We start from the raw sequence: 16,029 nt of genomic DNA, 5'->3' as shown, positions 1-16,029 counted from the left end.
ACGGGCCAATGCATGACCACGACCCAGGCCATCGCCGGCTCCGCTCGATCAGCCGCGACTTCACGCACCACTAGTTTGCGCGGATGAGGTACCGCGCGCAAGCTGTGCGAGCTCCGTCTCGAGTGTAGGGTTGCGCTTGAACATGGCGTCGATTAGCGCTTGCGCCGGCTGCTCGGCCGCTTCCACCCACGTGGCCTTCTCCGCTCGTGCGGAGGGCGCGAAGACACGCTTGACCACGGTCGGCGACCCCCTCAGACCGCATTTGGCCATGTCATCCACGCCGGCAGTTTGAGCGCTCCATTTTACGATTGAGGCACGGGCCGCACGCAAGGCATCGATCATCGCACCGCGACGAATTTGATTGCTTGCCTCTAACATGCTGACGAGACAAGGAAGCTTGGAACGCAGCACCTGGACTCCCCCTTCGCAGCGCCGGTTCCGCATCAATCGTGCGTACTTTGAAGTCCAACGCTTTCATTGTGGAAACATAAGTAAGCTGCTGGACCCCGAGCCTCTTCGCAATGCCAGGTCCCACCTGCGCTGTATCGCCGTCGATAGTCTGCTTGCCGGTGAATATGACGTCTGGTGGGCCATATTCCTTCCCGATATTGCGAATCCCGCACGCCAGCGCGTAACTCGTCGCCAGCGTATCGGAGCCCGCGAAACTACGATCAGTGAGCAGGACAGCACGATCTGCACCAAATGTCAGCGCCTTTCGGAGAGATTCTTCGGCCGACGCCGGCCCCATTGTGAGAACAGTGATTTCGCCGCCGAACTTGTCTCGTAGCTCGAGCGCAGCTTCCAGTGCGAACAGATCATATGGGTTGATGATTGTCGGCACGCCCTGACGCATGATCGTATTCGTGACAGGATGCACGCGGATTTGTGCGGAGTCGGGGACCTGTTTGATGCAGACGATGCTATGCATATGCTTCTCCTAAGATGTTGAGCAGGCTCCCCCACGAATAGCAACTGTCATACCACCCCAGGCATTTCGCCGATGAGAGACGAATGCAACGGCTGGCGACTGACGGTGAGACCGTTGGGGACTGCGACGGGCTGCGTGAAGCGGACGTGATCTCTCTGATCTGAGTCGCGCCGTAAACGGCGCGGCCGCGATCTTGCGCTAGTTCGACACCTAATCATTTCTCATAGGGCGAATGCATTGCAAGCGGACGATGACCAGCACCGGGCTGACGCGAAGAGGGCTTATGCTTCCCGGCATGGCCACCCCCAAGCAGAGCACATCGGTTTCGCATCCGCTTCATGGACCAGAGTACCGCCTCTTGCGCACACTCTCCTACCGCGCCCGGGCGAGCGAGAGACACGCGAGCCGACTCTTTATTCAGAAGCGCTTGATCTCGATACCGTGCCTTCTCAAGGCATAGCCAATCTGGCGCGGCGTCAGTCCAAGCAAGCGCGCCGCCTTGGCCTGTAACCCACCCGGACCTTTCCATCGCCACGACTACGCGCTCGCGATCTGTGACCTTGGCGGCACCTATGCTAGGTCGGCCGGGTGGCTCTAGCGGCGTCAGTTCGCTACCGACCGGCTGAACGTGTGCCACAGCTTGTGTCGGCGGCATGCTCAGCCTCGCGGGAAGTGAGATTATCGGGCTCGGCTGTCGCGCCACTTGCTCCGGACCGCACTTCCATAGCGTGGCCGACAGGCATTGCCCGTGCCAGCAGGCAAAATCGTCTCTTGCGATCGACGATCCGTGCGCCAGGGTCGCGGTCCGCTGCATACAGTTCTCCAGCTCGCGGACATTACCGGGAAATCCGCAATTCATAAGAACGTCAGCCGCACTTGAATCGAAGACCAGATCACGGCCGTTCTCATTGTTGAAGTTCTTCAGGAATCGAGCGGCGAGAAGCGGAATATCAGTGCGTCTTTCGCGCAGCGGCGGCAGTAGCAGAGGAACCACGCTAATGCGATAATAGAGATCGGCACGAAACTCCTTCCTTGCCACCGCCTCTTCAAGATTCTTATTCGTGGCTGCAATCACGCGGACGTCGACTTTGATCGTCTGATTGCCGCCCACCCGCTCGAACTCCTGCTCCTGAAGCACCCGCAGGAGTTTTGCCTGGAACGAGGCCGAGATCTCGCCAATCTCATCCAGAAACAACGTTCCCTTGTCGGCGAGTTCGAAGCGACCCTTGCGCGCGTTGAATGCGCCCGTAAACGCCCCCTTCTCGTGACCGAACAATTCGGATTCCAGCACCGTCTCCGTGAGGGCTGCGCAATTCAGCTTGATAAAGGGGCGTTTGGCGCGCGCTGAACGCTCGTGAATAGCCTTCGCGACCAGCTCTTTGCCGGTACCCGATTCGCCACGCAAAAGAACGGTGCTATTCGACTTTGCGATCAGCTCGGTCTTCTCAAGCATCGCGCGCAACGCCGGACTATCGCCGATAATTCCCTCGACTTGGACCTTCTTACGCTCCCGCCCAGGAGGCTTGAGCTCGGACGACAGCTGCTTCTGCAGCCGAAACTCCTCGTCCATAAGCCGCCCGCGGTCGCGCACAAAGATGCAATGCAGCTTCGCCGTCTGGCCCAGAAGGCTTGCGACCATCGTCAGCAGGCGGAGGTCGTCCTCGAGCTGCGCATGCGTCCCGTTGTCTGCGATGCGGTCGATGCTCAGCGTACCCACAACTTTCTCGTCAACCTCTATGGGAACGCCGATGAACCCAACACACGTATTACCGGCGGCGTCTAGCATCTCGACGTCCGAAGAACTGAAGATCGAATGCAGCGCTACGTTGTGGACGATGAGCGGCCGCCCCGTCGCCACAATTTGATCAATTGCTGCTTGCGGCAAGCCCCCCCCGCAACGCGCGTCGCGCCCTTCGCTCCGGCCGTTGTTTACGATGATCTGGGGCACCCCGTCATGTTCGAACAGACATACGATGCCGCGCCGCATCTGCACGAGCGATGGCAGACGCTCGATGACGCTCGCCAGCTTGGCTTCGAGCTGGCATAGGCCGGTGAGCGTGTGCACTATTTCAAAGATCGTGCTTAGCGATTTCTCTTGCGACGGCAGAATAGAAGCGGAAGGGCCCGCAGAGGCGGAAGGGCGCGCGTCGGACGTTGAGTTTGGTCTTTCGGGCAGGGAAACGCTGTCCAGCATAATGACTTCTCCGTTCCTTTCTTGATCCTCCCCATCACCTCGATCGGACTTGTTAGACTCGTGTTGCATGCCTGCCTCGATCTGACATCCAGTTCTCAGGGCGCGGGCGAGAGATGACGCCTCTTCATGGCACGCCGGCAGCACTTACAGTGACTAGATCTTCCGCTTTATTCTTCCAACTCGCTTCGCGGATTCGCCCCGGCCAACATGGCTTCCATCGATGAAGCTCAGTTAGCCGGGTTCGCCAGGACGGATTCACTCACAAGTGTTGCCCACCATTGATCGGCACTTCGGCGCCAGTGACATAACTTGCCGCATCTGAACATAGGAAGAAAATGACCTTGGCGACCTCTTCGGGTGTACCCACCCGGCGTAGTGGGATCTTTGGCACAAGATACGCTTCCGTGTCAGGCGACAAAATGTCCGTCTTGATTTCGCCGGGCGCGATCGCATTGACGCGAATGCCATGTGAGGCGTAATCGTGCGCCATTTCGCGCGTGAGACAAGCGAGCGCAGCTTTCGACGTGGCATATGCCGTGCCTGCAAATGGATGCACCCGCGCTCCGGCGATCGAAGTAACATTGACGATCGAGCCTGAAGCCGCTTTTAGCTCATCGAACAGACCCCGAGCGAGCAGGATCGGCGCCACCAGATTGAGGTGGAACACGCTCATCCAGGTATCGACTGAGGTCGCCAGCGACGTAAGCCGGGCACCGTTTGGCGTTTTTGGTGAGTTTCCGGCATTGTTTATCAGTCCCTGCAGCGGTGCGCCGGCAAGGCGCTCCTTTATCTGGGCAATCACGCGCGGTAGCGTCCGATGATCGCTCAGGTCGACTTCGATATAGCTATCCCCCTCTGAGTCCCATGGGCAGCGCACCGCGTCGAATGGTTGGCGCGCGCAAGAAATGATGCGCCAACCGGCTTCCGAAAACAATCTTCCGGTGGCGCGACCGATACCGCGCGATGCCCCGGTCAATACCAGCGTCTTCCGCTCACGCAGCGGACGGCCCGCTCCATCGGTGTGAATTGGACCACGAGGGCCCGTTTTCGACGATTGAGCTGCGACCGCATTGTCATCTGGTAGACCTAGATTCACACGCGACTCCCTTCCGCTCCCCACGCCTGTGCACCTGGTGCAGGATCCGGGCCAGAGCGATGCAGGGCACAGGTGGCGCGCTTTTACGACGCAAATGGCAGGTTCCGAACATCTGGCCTGTTTGCTTTTCGACACCGGCAGCGCCGCAGCAATGGCTGTCGTCGAGCTCCCGGGTGCTGCCCACTGCGTGCGCTACGTCTTCGAGCCGAGAGGCTGGGGTTTCCATGGCGAGCTGACTGCGTCACCACTCCACGAGTGGTCTGTGGGTCATGCGCGCTGGACAAGATAAACTAGCTGTCCTTGGCGAAGATCAGGATTCAATGGCCGGTTCGTTTAAGTCGCTCTCGGCCTGGTTACGCGCGGCCGCACATAGGGCTCTTGAGCAATATCGATGGGCCGCCGGCCGCGCCGTTCATCACACCTCCGTTCGAAAGGACTAGCATGAACAAGGCGCCGTCGTCCAGAAAACGAGCTGACCGCAAAAGGGTTGCCCAGCAAAGGCGATCCATCTACCGGACGCGCCTCCTTGCTGCTGGGACATTCTGACGTGACTGTCTGTTACGTCAGATTTCCTCGGCGACCCGGACCGCCATTGCGTGCTTTTCACCGTCTGGCCAGCGATGGCGGACTCGGCGGGAGGATGACAGAACCATAACCTTTCCTCGCGACTCGACTTACACCGGAGGGCCCGAAGCATTGCGGGGCAAGGCCGCCGGCGCCCCGCTGGCATTGGCCTTACGCTTCTCGGGCGTTCGCCCTCCCACGCACCGCATCGGTGGTAGTGCGCCGGTCAGCCGTCGCTTGCGGGACGGAAGTCGCCATCCAACGTTCCCGCGACACGTTGCGAAACTCGATCGTGTCGAAGCCAGCAGTATCAGACCGATGATCTAGCCCGCCATTGTTCAGGCCCAGATTCTGGCGCTTCAGGAAGCCGCGAAATGCTCGTATGGATTATCGATCATGGTCAAGCGCTCCGGATTGCTCTGGTCGAATTCAATAATCCGTGGCACGAGCAGACGGGCATAGCGCGTGAAGGCGCTGGTGGGGGGAAAGCGGATCACGGTAGCGCATCGCGCAAGAAGATACATGTCGATGAGAGCGGAAGCTCCACCTTCAATTCCCATTTCCGCACTATGCAACGGCCCTGCCCGATCGGCCTGGAAACGTTTTGGTACGGCGAAGACATCGGGAAACAGACCCGATAGGCGATCGAGCACCTGTGCACTATCCGTGCACAGGAAGACCTTTACAGGCTTTGGATATGGCAAAGCCTTGGCTTTACGGATTGCCATGCAAACCTGACGAAGGGCGAGCTCCGAATCGGCCCAGTACGGCGCATGCTCCATGATATCTTCGCCATTGCCGTGCCGAACATGAACGCCAATGATGCTATGGCCGCTAAAGTGTTCCTCATACAAGGCGTCGATCCGCGCTTGAATCTCAGACCTGAGCTTGATGTTGCGAAAGATCAGTCGTTCGGCTGCCTCGCCACAACGCCACATCAGGCAGGCGTCACAGACAATGGTGTTGGCTTCGTTATCTTCTCTTGCCTGGAACAGCTCGGTCAGTTCGTCACGTTCTCGGAAGATCTGCTCATCCGGACGGTTGATGCAGTCGATCGATGGCCTATTCCACCACCGCGGGAAGAACGGTCCGGGAAACGAGAGCTGGTTGATCCGGTCATCGCAAATCACCGGTACCCCAGCGATGTCCTCAACCGGCTCGAAGAACACCGGAAAGGCGTTGCTGAACGGTCGGTCGATGTAGCAGGAACCGCGCCAGTCAACGACGAGCGTCCGCCCGGTCCGCTGCGCGTACGACCAGGCTGACGCCAGCGACCAGAGGCAGTCACCAAAGCCGGTACGCCTCCGAGAAATAACAAAGCGTTCCTTGGTCAAGTTATCAAACCCTTCTCGTTGCGCAAGATCAGTTTTGTGTGGCGCACCTACTCATCGGCGATTCCGATCCACGCCAATGGACGGCTGGTCACCTGGACGCAAGGCGATCAACCTGCAAGTCCTCCTCCACGGCACCGCGATTGGCAGGTCATGCAAGAGGCCTCCAGTGAGCCCTCTTCCGCATTGCACACTTTTACGATCACGCAGTCTGTGACGGATGCAGCCGAATACGGCGTAGATCCCAGAGCCCGCGCAGTTCGTTCACGAGAGCTTCTCGCCTAGTCCTGTCAGAGGTGACCCTGGCGAGAAGATCGGCAAGAACAGCTTCCTTCTCAATTTGCATCAGCATGTCGAACAGGTCATGCGAGATGCGCACGCTGTCCTGGCTGGAGTGACCCATGCGGATCTCGCAGACTGTCTCCTGGCGTTCTCGGCCGGCGTGAGCGCGAACCCGGTAAAGAGATACATGGGGCGGCAGTGATACAGCGAGTGCAGTCCAGCTTTCGAGTGTTGTTGCCCGCTTCTTGACGAGGAATGAACCGACCACAAGGCCATCCAGCTCGGTCGACAAAAACGCCGTAATCGCATCGGCAACGGAATCTACGATCGGTTCGGCATTGTTGTTGAAGGACGTATTAAGCAGAATCGGGACGCCTGTCCGGCTCTTGAACGCATTGATGAGTTCCCAATAGGCGGCATTGTTCGTGCGGGAAACCGTTTGCAGCCGAGCCGTACCATCGACATGCGTGATCGCGCCCAGCAAAGCACGCTTGGATTCACGCACGCGAACGACGAAATTCATGAAGGGATACTCTGCGCGACCATCCGGCAACTCAAAGAACGCGCCCGCATCCTCCTCCAGAACCGATGGCGCAAATGGTCGATAACTCTCGCGCTTCTTGACCATCGCATTGATCCGGTCTTTGTTCGCCGCGGGCCTCGGGTCCGCTAGAATACTGCGGTTGCCGAGCGCACGAGGGCCGAACTCCGATCGGCCCTGTACCCACCCGATCACGGCGCCATCAGCCATCCACTCGGCTGCTCTGGTTGCGACGTCAGCGGTCCGCTCAATCTCGAGGTGTCCGGCCCATCCCTTCAGTTCCTGTTCGATGCTGTCGTCGCTGCCGACATCTGGCCCCCAATAAACCGCCTGTAATCGCTCGCGGGGCGCAGGTTGCCCGGCCCCGTTCGACACCATCAGTGCCGCGCCCAATGCGCATCCGGCGTCATGCGCGGCCGGCTGCACGAAGATGTCTTCGAACAGGCCTGAATACAGGAGTTTTCCGTTCAGCGTGCAGTTGTGGGCCACCCCGCCAGCCAGGCACAACCGTTTCATTCCGGTCGACTCACGGTAGTGCCGAAGAATGTGAAATACGATCCGCTCCAGCGCCTCCTGCAACGATGCGCTCACGTCTCGATGCTGTTGGGTGAACGGCATTCCCTTTCGCCGGACCTCGATATTGCGCAGCAATGCCGGGCCGATACGTTCGAGGTGTACGCGGTAGCCACCGTTTGCGGAGAGCTCATAAAATTGCGAAAAGAGCTCGCGATAGCGTGCGGGATCTCCGTAAGGAGCCAGTCCCATAACCTTGTACTCGTCGAACAGGCCGTAGCCGAGATATCGGATCGTCTCCAGATAGAACAGTCCAAGAGAGTTATTCTCTGGAAACGTCACAAGTTCGGTCATTTCGCTGCCCGACCCGACAGCCAAGAGACCCGACAGGAAGTCGCCACAACCGTCGATCGCGAGGACCAGGCTTTCTTCAAAACCCGACATCGCCAGAGCGCTCACGGCGTGGGCCTGATGGTGGCCTACGAATGACACCCGGGAGGGATCAACTTGGGTACCGAACTCCGTTGCTAGAAGGTGCCGTAGCAGCAGATTCGCATCTAGGGGAATTGAGATTTCCGGTTGTGAGATGAACAACCGTTCGAGCATTGCATTGCAGTAGGCTTCAGTAGCGTAGAACGCAATACGATCGACGTCGCGAAGCTCCACACCCGCGGCTGCAAGACAGTATTCGATCGCACTGCTCGGGAGCTTGTTTGAATGTTTGATCCGGTTGAGGCGCTCCTCTTCCACGGCAGCGATCACGCGTCCGTCCTTGACAAGTACCGCGGCGCCGTCGTGCAGAAACGTGTCCGGTAGTCCAAGGGGGTTTTCATAGACCCTGTCGAGGCCGCCACTCAATCCTAGACACAGCATCTTGTTCTCCGTTAATCCTGAGAGGCCTGTTGGCCTATTTCGTATCGCTTGCTTTGGGAGCACGTCGCCGCGGGGCCGATCAGGCAGCGCTAGCTGACGAGACGCTTATAAGCGTCGCACGCGATTGGAAGTTCGCTACGCCCGATATCTCATCTCGCACACGCGATGCTTCGCTTTAGGTTGTGTTCCTCTCACCGCATCAGGCGCTGCCGAAGCAGCACGGCCGAGACCAGGAAGGGAAGTGCTGCGTAGATGCAAAGTGCGCCCACATGCAATCCGACGCTGTCGACCGGCCGACCAAGCATTGCTGGACGAATGAGATCGACTGAATGAGTCAGCGGCAAGAAGGTCGTGATGCGTTGAAATGAACCGGGCAACTGGCTCATTGGGAAGATCGTCCCGCTCAAATACATCATGGGCGTGAGAATGAGCGACTGGTAGAAGATGAAATAGTCATGGCTCGGTGCAAGTGCTGAAACGACCATTGCGAGGCTCGCGAAAGTAACGCCAGTGAGGGCGATGGCTGGTAACGCATAGGGGATGGATGACCACTCTGCGTAACCCAGCGCAACGGCCACAATCGTGATCGCGGTCCCGGCGAGCAAGGCCTTGCTCGCTGCCCATGCCACTTCACCGAGAACAATGTCGCCGAGCGTAAGGGGCGTGCAGAGCACTGCCTCCCACGTGCAATTTGTCTGCATGCGAGCATAAGCCGCATAGATCGTTTCGAAGGTTGCGGAGACCATCGCGCTTGTAGCAACCATGCCAGCCGCCAGAAACGAGATGTACGAGGTGCCCTCAACACCACCTATGATCATTCCAAGGCCAAAACCGAGACCGAACAGAGAGCTCATCGGCTCGGCCAAATTCCCAAGAACCGATGCCAGAGCGACTTTCCGCCAGACCAGAAAATTGCGGCGCCATACCGCGATCCAGTTCCATGGATTAGCAGGGAGCGCCGGCGCAAAACGTTGCCACATCGTTCAGTCCTTCATCTCTCGCCCGGTTAGCCGCAAGAACACATCCTCCAGATTTGGGGGACGCTGCAGAAAGCGCAGATCCGTGCGGTTGGCAAGGCGGAGGCGCACCTGCTCTGGATCCGTGACATAGCAGAACAGCGTCTCCCCGCTCACCTCAGCGCACTGCACTTCGGGTCTGACCAGCGGCAGCAGTTCGTGCGGGTTACCGCCGTAAATCTCGATCACTTGACAGCCGATCTGCTGCTCGATCAGCACGCGAGGCTGACCTTCGGCGATCTTACGGCCGTGCTCGAGCACGCACAGGCGGTCGCACAATCGCTCCGCCTCTTCCATGAAGTGGGTTGTGAGAAGGATCGTTTTGCCGCGCCCTAATAAAGAGCGCAAGCGTTCCCAAATCAGGTGACGGCCGTGCGGATCGAGGCCGGTCGTCGGCTCATCAAGCACCAAGAGCTGCGGGTCGTTAATGAGAGCCCGTGCCAACGTCAGGCGTCGCTTCATGCCGCCGGACAGTTCGGCGACGCGGGCATCCGCCTTGTTCTCCAGCCGCGCGAATTCGAGCAGTGACGGCGTGACCGCTTCCACCTCAGCCGCGCTCATGGCGAAGTAGCGCCCGAAAACAAGCAGGTTTTCGCGCACCGTGAGCTGAAGATCAAGGTTATCGAACTGTGGGACAACCCCGACCCCCCGGCGCGCCAAGCGCGCCCTTGCCGGCACCGGCTCGCCGAGCACGCATATCTTACCTGCGTCGGGCGATGCAACACCCAGAATCAAACGCGCAAGCGTGCTTTTACCCGCGCCGTTTGGTCCCAGCAGACCGAAGCACTCTCCCGGCCAGACCGTAAACGAAAGAGCGTCTACGACGACCCTGTCGTCGTAGAACTTGCTCACCTGGAAAAGGTCGACTGCCGCGGTTGACATTTGCTTACGCCATGGCGACGGAAGTTGTTCGCGCCGCTTCCTCGCTTGCGCGCTTTTTTGTCCAAAGCAGGCCATCACACCATACGTGATCGACGCGACCCCACTGGCACGCGGCGGCAGCATCCGGGAAAAAGCCGCGTCCATGCAGATTGGCGCTGGTATTGCAAAGCAGCGGAATGGCTGTGAGCTTCTCGTACTCGACGAGAAGCTCGGCCACTTTATGCTGGGAGGTTCTGGCAACGGTCTGTAGACGAGCAGATCCATCGAGATGCACGACGGCGGGAATTTTGTCCCGCCATTCTGGTCGCGTCTGGTGATCGAACAGCATGTAGGGATCGGGTATTCCAGGGCTAAAAATCTCCGCCGCACGATCCTCCAGGCATATCGGCGCTACCGGCCTGAAATGCTCACGAAGTTTGATGTCGTTGAGATGATCCTTCATTCCTTCCCAGCTAGCAGCCGCGAGAATGCTTCTGCCACCCAAGGCTCGTGGTCCGAGCTCGGCACGCCCGGCAAGGAAGACCACGGGCTTGTCGCAAGCGAGGATTGCCGCAAGTTCGCCCATAGTGCAGGGCGCGCCCTCCCATTCGGGCGGGACTTCGCTGGCACGAACGGCCGGCCCACTGTAGACCGACCATTCCAGAGCTCTGAAGCCTTGCTGTGCCGCCAGTGCAGAGCAAGCAGCACCAATGGCTGAGCCACTGTCGTTCGGAAAGGGCGGCACCCACACGGCATCGAACAGGCCAGTCGCACGAAATGCACTATTCCACTTAATATTCAGGCCACAGCCGCCGGCTATGCAGAGGTTACGCGCCCCCGCAAGACCTGAATGCCGCTCCACCACGTCAGCAATGGTGCGAACCAGCAGACGCTCTAGAAAGACGTGAAATGACGCAAGGATGTCTTCGGCTTGCTTTTCCTTCAATCGCATTGCGCACGCATCGAAGAAGTCGTGCAGAGCCTCAAGTGGCGATTGTGAGCTGTTGAGCTCCTTAAGCTCAGGACAAGCGCCCTCCGCATCCGTGGCAAAGTGCGCCTCATAAAGTTCATGAAACGTCTTAATACAGTCCTCGTCGGGCGATCCCAGCGCGATATAGGCCATCAGCTTGCCGGCAATACCAAGATCCCAGCTGGTCCGGTCTGCCCGCCTGTAAGGTCCAAAATGATGTCCTGCCGTCGCATAGGCGTGACCTATCATCGGAAACAGGCACTCGATGAACCGGATGCCGTGGGGCTCGACATAGTAGATGCGTGGAAACATGCAGCCGTCCCACACCAAGCAGAAAGCAGATTGTGCGGATTTGGCAAACGAGCTGGCGCAGTATGCGGATGCTACGTGCCCGGTGACATGAGGATAGCTTTGATAGGGATATAGCTTCCCATCAAGCATGAGGCCGATCCGATCGCGGGACGTCAGGGGGCTATCGCCTTGCCGTTCGACATACGGCGCGCCCTTGAGCTTGATGGTCGTCGTCCCACTAAGGACTTCAAACTGCGACTCGAACTCTCCATCCCAGCCATCAATGACGAACTGATCAATATCGCTCGGATCCAGCCCGTGCTTCGCCAAGGCGCTAACAACGGCATCCAGGTTGTCGATGGTTTGATAACGCGGATTGTTGTTCAGCTTCTCCTGTTCGACACAAAACACCACCCGGCCGTCCTCGATCAGAGCGACTGCCCCGTCATGCGTCAATTTGATTCCGCAGATACGCATAGTGGCTCCTTTCAAGCTCGGCCGTTAGGATGGATCGAAGATCGCTCCGGATTGCGAAAGCGGACCAACAAGCAGTCTTCGTCAGCCGACTGCCCCCGGCACTGCACGCGTTCGACCTCAATGAGCGCTTCAGTCAAAATCGTGATGACTGTCTCGGCGCCAGCGACATGCCCCCATCGCCTGCAGGTGGCGTCACGTGCAGATCCGAAGACCAGATGCCCACCTGGAGCAAGGATCTTCACCATCTTGTCGATTGCGGTACGCATCCGTGTCATGTCTTCGAGATAGTAGAGAACTTCGGCGACCACGATCAGATCGAACAGCTCTTCGGTCGAGAACTGAAGAATATCGGTCGCCGCCCAGCTGATATGCGACCACCTCTTGGTCCGCTGGACCGCTCGACCGATCGCTCGCGGCATAACATCGATGACCGTGAGCCGTTTGCAGTGAGGAGCAAGCTTCTCTGTGAATGCACCGGCCGCGCACCCGATCTCAAGGCCGGTTGAGACGGCGCCGTTCGACAGCGATAGCCGTAGCAATTGGGTGTGACGCTCACGTTCGAACGGATTGCCGTCAAGTCGCCACGGGTCATCGTTAGCCAGCTCCCGTTGCAACGATTGATAGGTCTTGTCCACGCTCATCACTAAATTCCCTACAAAGCTGTCAGTCAGTCTCGGCCGCAATGCCATCAGACGCGATCAGCTGTGAGGGAGCGCGTGAAGGACCTGCCCTGCGAAATGAGCCGGGCGTTTCCGATGCCGGGTTAAGGCTTGGTCCAGTTGTCGCGTCTTCGATCGAGGCCTTCGATTCATCGACGTCTGATGATTTCGCTACTTTGCGCGAGAGCCAGTCGCTGTTGCTCAAGGTACAGAGCGCATAGGCTTTCATCGGGAGCAGGAGGAAGATGTTGATCGGGGTGTGCAGCGAGAAGCCGATGAATCGAAGCTCGCCGGCACGAAGGCCCGCTACGCTGCATCGAATTATGGTCATTGCGACGATGGTCAGACCGGTCCACCAGGGCACGGTGCCGGTGAGCGCGAGCTGAGCGAGCGCGGCGATCGATGAGATGGCGAGCAGCAGCGGCCCGAGATTCTGTCCGAGCACGTCGAGCGTAAGGTACCGGTCGAGGCCGGGCAACAGGTGCAAACCCAGCAGCGTGTCGCGGTAAGTGCTCCGCGCCCAGCGGAGCTGTTGCCGCAGATACGGCAAGAGCCTGTCCGGGACCACCGTGGCGGCGATGGCGTCAGGAACGTACTCGGTTCGAAACCCTGCCTTGAGCATGAGGATCGTCAGATGGCGGTCCTCACCGAAGTCGCTCGGCTTTCCCCGGAAGAACTGCGTCTCGTACTGGTCGAGCACCAAGAGCAGCGCGGAGCGACGGTACATGGCACACGGGCCGCAACAACACATGACGGCACCAAAGCGCGTCTGCGCCGCGCGCTCCTCGTTGCAAGCCAACCAGTACTCCATGTCGATCAATCGGGTCAGCCAGCTGTCGTTCCGGTTGCTGGCCGTCAATTGCCCCATGGCCGCGCCGACGGCTGGATCCTGCATCTTGCGTACGAGCTTGCTGACCACGTCGCTGGCGATTTCCGTGTCGGAATCGACGTTGAGCACGAGATCGCCGAACGACCGGCGTATCGCTGCGATCTGCGCCTTGCGCTTTCCAACATTGCTTGGCAGCAGAATGACGGTGAACCTGGGGTCATGCGCGTAGCTCCCATGGACCGGGGCCACCGCAGCGACATTTGCAGAGCCGTCATCGACCACATAGAGCTGCAATCGCCCTGGGTAGTCCTGGCTTGCGAGAGATTTCAGGCAGGCCGCCAGCGTGCGCGGATCCTCGTTGAAGCAGGGCACGATGACATCCACGCTGGGCAGAGCACCGGTGTCGACGAGGTCGTACGGCGGCAGTGAGGCGTCGGTTCGCAGCGCATAAAGCGCCTGCGCGCTCTTATGGACGCTGGAGAGCAACGCGTAGGAGGCAACAGCAGCGGTGCTGATGGTGGCAAGCAGGCTCATGGGAATTGATCTATTCAGTGAGTTTGAGGAAGCGACCGGATTGCAAATCCACGGTCATGCAGTGCTGGAATGAGCTGGGCGAGCGCCGTCACAGTCTGGTCGCGCCGACCAGAGTGAGGGCAGCGTTTCAGTTCGTCGGGAGGGCACCCGTCGTGCAGGAGCACGATTGCCCCTGGCCGGACCGAGGCCAGCACCGCGGCAACAATCGCCTCGCCGCCAGGACGAGACCAGTCTTGCGGGTCGACTGACCAGTGCAGGGCTGCCAATTCGGCCTTCGCCGACGCGGCGAGGGCCTCCTTGGTCCAAGTCCCATACGGCGCACGCATGTGCCGCACAGAGGCTCGCGGGCAGGCCATTCCGATGACCTTGTTCGTTGTGAGGATCTCGTATTCCACCTCATCCGGTGTGCATTTGGATAAATTCGGGTGCGTCATTGTGTGGTTTGCGATTTCGTGCCCTTCTGCAATGATGCGCTGGATCAGCTCCGGCTGACCCGCTGCATATGCGCCGATCACGCAGAAGGTGGCGGGGGTCCGATGCTGCGCCAGCACATCCAGGATAGCCGGCGTGCAATGCGGGTTGGGACCATCATCAAATGTCAGATAGACGGAGTGCTCTCCGCCGGCGTCGGCGTAGTCGCTCCGCGCTTCAGTCTGGTCGTTTGCGGACGTCACAGTTCTGGCCCGTTCCGTTCAATCATCTCACCGTCCGGCCATTCGCTCATTGGCTTCGCAATCGGCAGGACGAGGACGACCACCTCCTCCACGCGCGTCGGAGGCACAGTGAGATAGATATCCGGACGAGCGGACCGGACACGGAGCCCTGGCAGAACAGTCGCTAACCCCTGTCGCCCGAGCAGCCTGGTAATATGTTTCTGCAGGGCGGATCGGACCGTGCCAAAGCCGAACGGCACCCCAAGATCTCGCAATACGGGATACATCACGCGGATGGAGTGGCTGATGCCGAGCCCCTCGAGATCCGGGCGTACCCCGTACAATCCGAGTTCAGCCACAAGCAGATCGACCTCACCCACTTTTATGAAGCGGCGCAGTGCGCCGATGTGAATCGCGACGCCACGATCGTCGTAGCCGATTGCCCGAATCTCAGGCCTTGCGCCGGCCCAGCTTCGATGACCTTCAAAGGGCTGTGCATTGAATGCCCCGGTCGGACCGTAGGTCTTCCGGAAGAAGTCTGACAATTCAATATGGTCAGCAAGTTGAAGCTCATTCTCCCAGCACAGCCTCCAACGAACTGGAGGGCGCGCCGAAACACCTCGTGTGGATCCGGACGCGATCATGTTCATAGAGGGTAATCCCTATTCATTATCTGACTCCTGACGCAGGCCAGCAGTTCGCTACGTTCGAAAGGCTTGCTCAAAAACTGGAGTCCAGCTTGCAGGACTCGACTCATATTGTCTTCGGAGTTGTCTGTGAGCAGAACGGTGGGAATCACGCCTCCGGATGCAGCCAGATGATGAAAGAGCTCAAAGCCACTCATCGCGCCCGACTGCATGTCCGCGATCAAGCACGACGTGATCGAACGGCGGCCCGATTTCAAGAACTCGTCTGCGCTCTCGAAGGATTCGGGTACGTAGCCCGCGGAAAACACCACATCTGTCATAGCTTCACGCACTGACCGATGTGCATTCACAATGGATACGACGTCGAGCGTGTGCGCAACTCGCATCAGATTCGCCAAGGGCGCCTTCGCTTGCATGTTCCGCACGATTTCTCCGCAGCAAGGACGCAATCGGATGCGACCAAAACACGTTTGGTACCCGCAACCGAAGGGGTCCAACTGGAGGGAAATCTACGGCCAGGTGAGCGTTCGCTCAATTCTACGGCGGTACACGGCCGGTATAGAATGGGTTGGCGAAGCCATACGAAGGTTTGCTCGTCCTATACGCCCACGCACAGTTGCGGATCCCCACCGTGCTAGCTCGCCGAGATATGAGTTGCGCAACACGCGCGAAACTGCGACCGCACGGTCCAGATGTCTTGATCGATTCCTGGCGCTGGGCTGAACGCGCTACGATTGTAACCATGCTGTTAGATCTGACATCTCGCTAAA

The 16,029-nt window shown here is 59.0% G+C and carries 11 protein-coding genes and 2 pseudogenes; all 13 read right to left on the bottom strand.

The features are described from left to right. Positions 1-60: 60 nt before the first annotated feature. Positions 61-928: pseudogene (locus ACVWW3_RS37890) on the bottom strand (electron transfer flavoprotein subunit beta/FixA family protein). 417 nt (positions 929-1,345) lie between these two features. Beyond that, positions 1,346-3,122 (bottom strand): annotated as a pseudogene (gene nifA / locus ACVWW3_RS37885) (nif-specific transcriptional activator NifA). 259 nt (positions 3,123-3,381) lie between these two features. After that, complete coding sequence (locus tag ACVWW3_RS37880; protein ID WP_456652093.1) at positions 3,382-4,149, bottom strand: SDR family NAD(P)-dependent oxidoreductase; 768 nt, start codon at positions 4,147-4,149, stop codon at positions 3,382-3,384. 992 nt (positions 4,150-5,141) lie between these two features. Continuing rightward, positions 5,142-6,116, bottom strand: a complete 975-nt coding sequence (locus tag ACVWW3_RS37875) for a nodulation protein NodZ (protein ID WP_456651320.1) — start codon at positions 6,114-6,116, stop codon at positions 5,142-5,144. Between the two features lie 199 nt (positions 6,117-6,315). Next, positions 6,316-8,322, bottom strand: coding sequence for a carbamoyltransferase family protein (locus ACVWW3_RS37870; RefSeq protein WP_456651321.1), 2,007 nt, complete (start codon positions 8,320-8,322; stop codon positions 6,316-6,318). Positions 8,323-8,513: 191 nt separating this feature from the next. Then, the gene (locus ACVWW3_RS37865) at positions 8,514-9,302 is read right to left on the bottom strand and encodes an ABC transporter permease (RefSeq protein ID WP_456651322.1); all 789 of its coding nucleotides are present in this window, start codon (positions 9,300-9,302) and stop codon (positions 8,514-8,516) included. Positions 9,303-9,305: 3 nt separating this feature from the next. After that, positions 9,306-10,220 carry a nodulation factor ABC transporter ATP-binding protein NodI gene (nodI, locus tag ACVWW3_RS37860; protein WP_456651323.1) on the bottom strand — a complete coding sequence of 305 codons (915 nt, stop codon included), beginning with the start codon at positions 10,218-10,220 and terminating at the stop codon, positions 9,306-9,308. 4 nt (positions 10,221-10,224) lie between these two features. Continuing rightward, positions 10,225-11,937 carry a nodulation protein NodU gene (gene nodU / locus ACVWW3_RS37855; protein WP_456651324.1) on the bottom strand — a complete coding sequence of 571 codons (1,713 nt, stop codon included), beginning with the start codon at positions 11,935-11,937 and terminating at the stop codon, positions 10,225-10,227. An 11-nt stretch (positions 11,938-11,948) separates the two neighbouring features. Next, a complete protein-coding gene (gene nodS, locus ACVWW3_RS37850) occupies positions 11,949-12,578 on the bottom strand; it encodes a nodulation methyltransferase NodS (RefSeq protein WP_456651325.1) in 630 nt (209 codons plus the stop codon). A gap of 22 nt (positions 12,579-12,600) precedes the next feature. Beyond that, positions 12,601-13,959 carry a chitooligosaccharide synthase NodC gene (nodC, locus tag ACVWW3_RS37845; RefSeq protein ID WP_456651326.1) on the bottom strand — a complete coding sequence of 453 codons (1,359 nt, stop codon included), beginning with the start codon at positions 13,957-13,959 and terminating at the stop codon, positions 12,601-12,603. 14 nt (positions 13,960-13,973) lie between these two features. Next, complete coding sequence (gene nodB / locus ACVWW3_RS37840; RefSeq protein WP_456651327.1) at positions 13,974-14,633, bottom strand: chitooligosaccharide deacetylase NodB; 660 nt, start codon at positions 14,631-14,633, stop codon at positions 13,974-13,976. Further along, positions 14,630-15,262, bottom strand: a complete 633-nt coding sequence (locus tag ACVWW3_RS37835) for a NodA family N-acyltransferase (protein WP_456651328.1) — start codon at positions 15,260-15,262, stop codon at positions 14,630-14,632. Before ACVWW3_RS37835 ends, nodB begins: the two co-directional genes overlap by 4 nt. Next, positions 15,259-15,657, bottom strand: coding sequence for a response regulator transcription factor (locus ACVWW3_RS37830; protein ID WP_456651329.1), 399 nt, complete (start codon positions 15,655-15,657; stop codon positions 15,259-15,261). Before ACVWW3_RS37830 ends, ACVWW3_RS37835 begins: the two co-directional genes overlap by 4 nt. Between the last annotated feature and the right edge of the window lie 372 nt (positions 15,658-16,029).

This window comes from Bradyrhizobium sp. LM2.9, from assembly GCF_054056555.1.
This window is presented reverse-complemented; position numbering and strand designations above follow the sequence as displayed.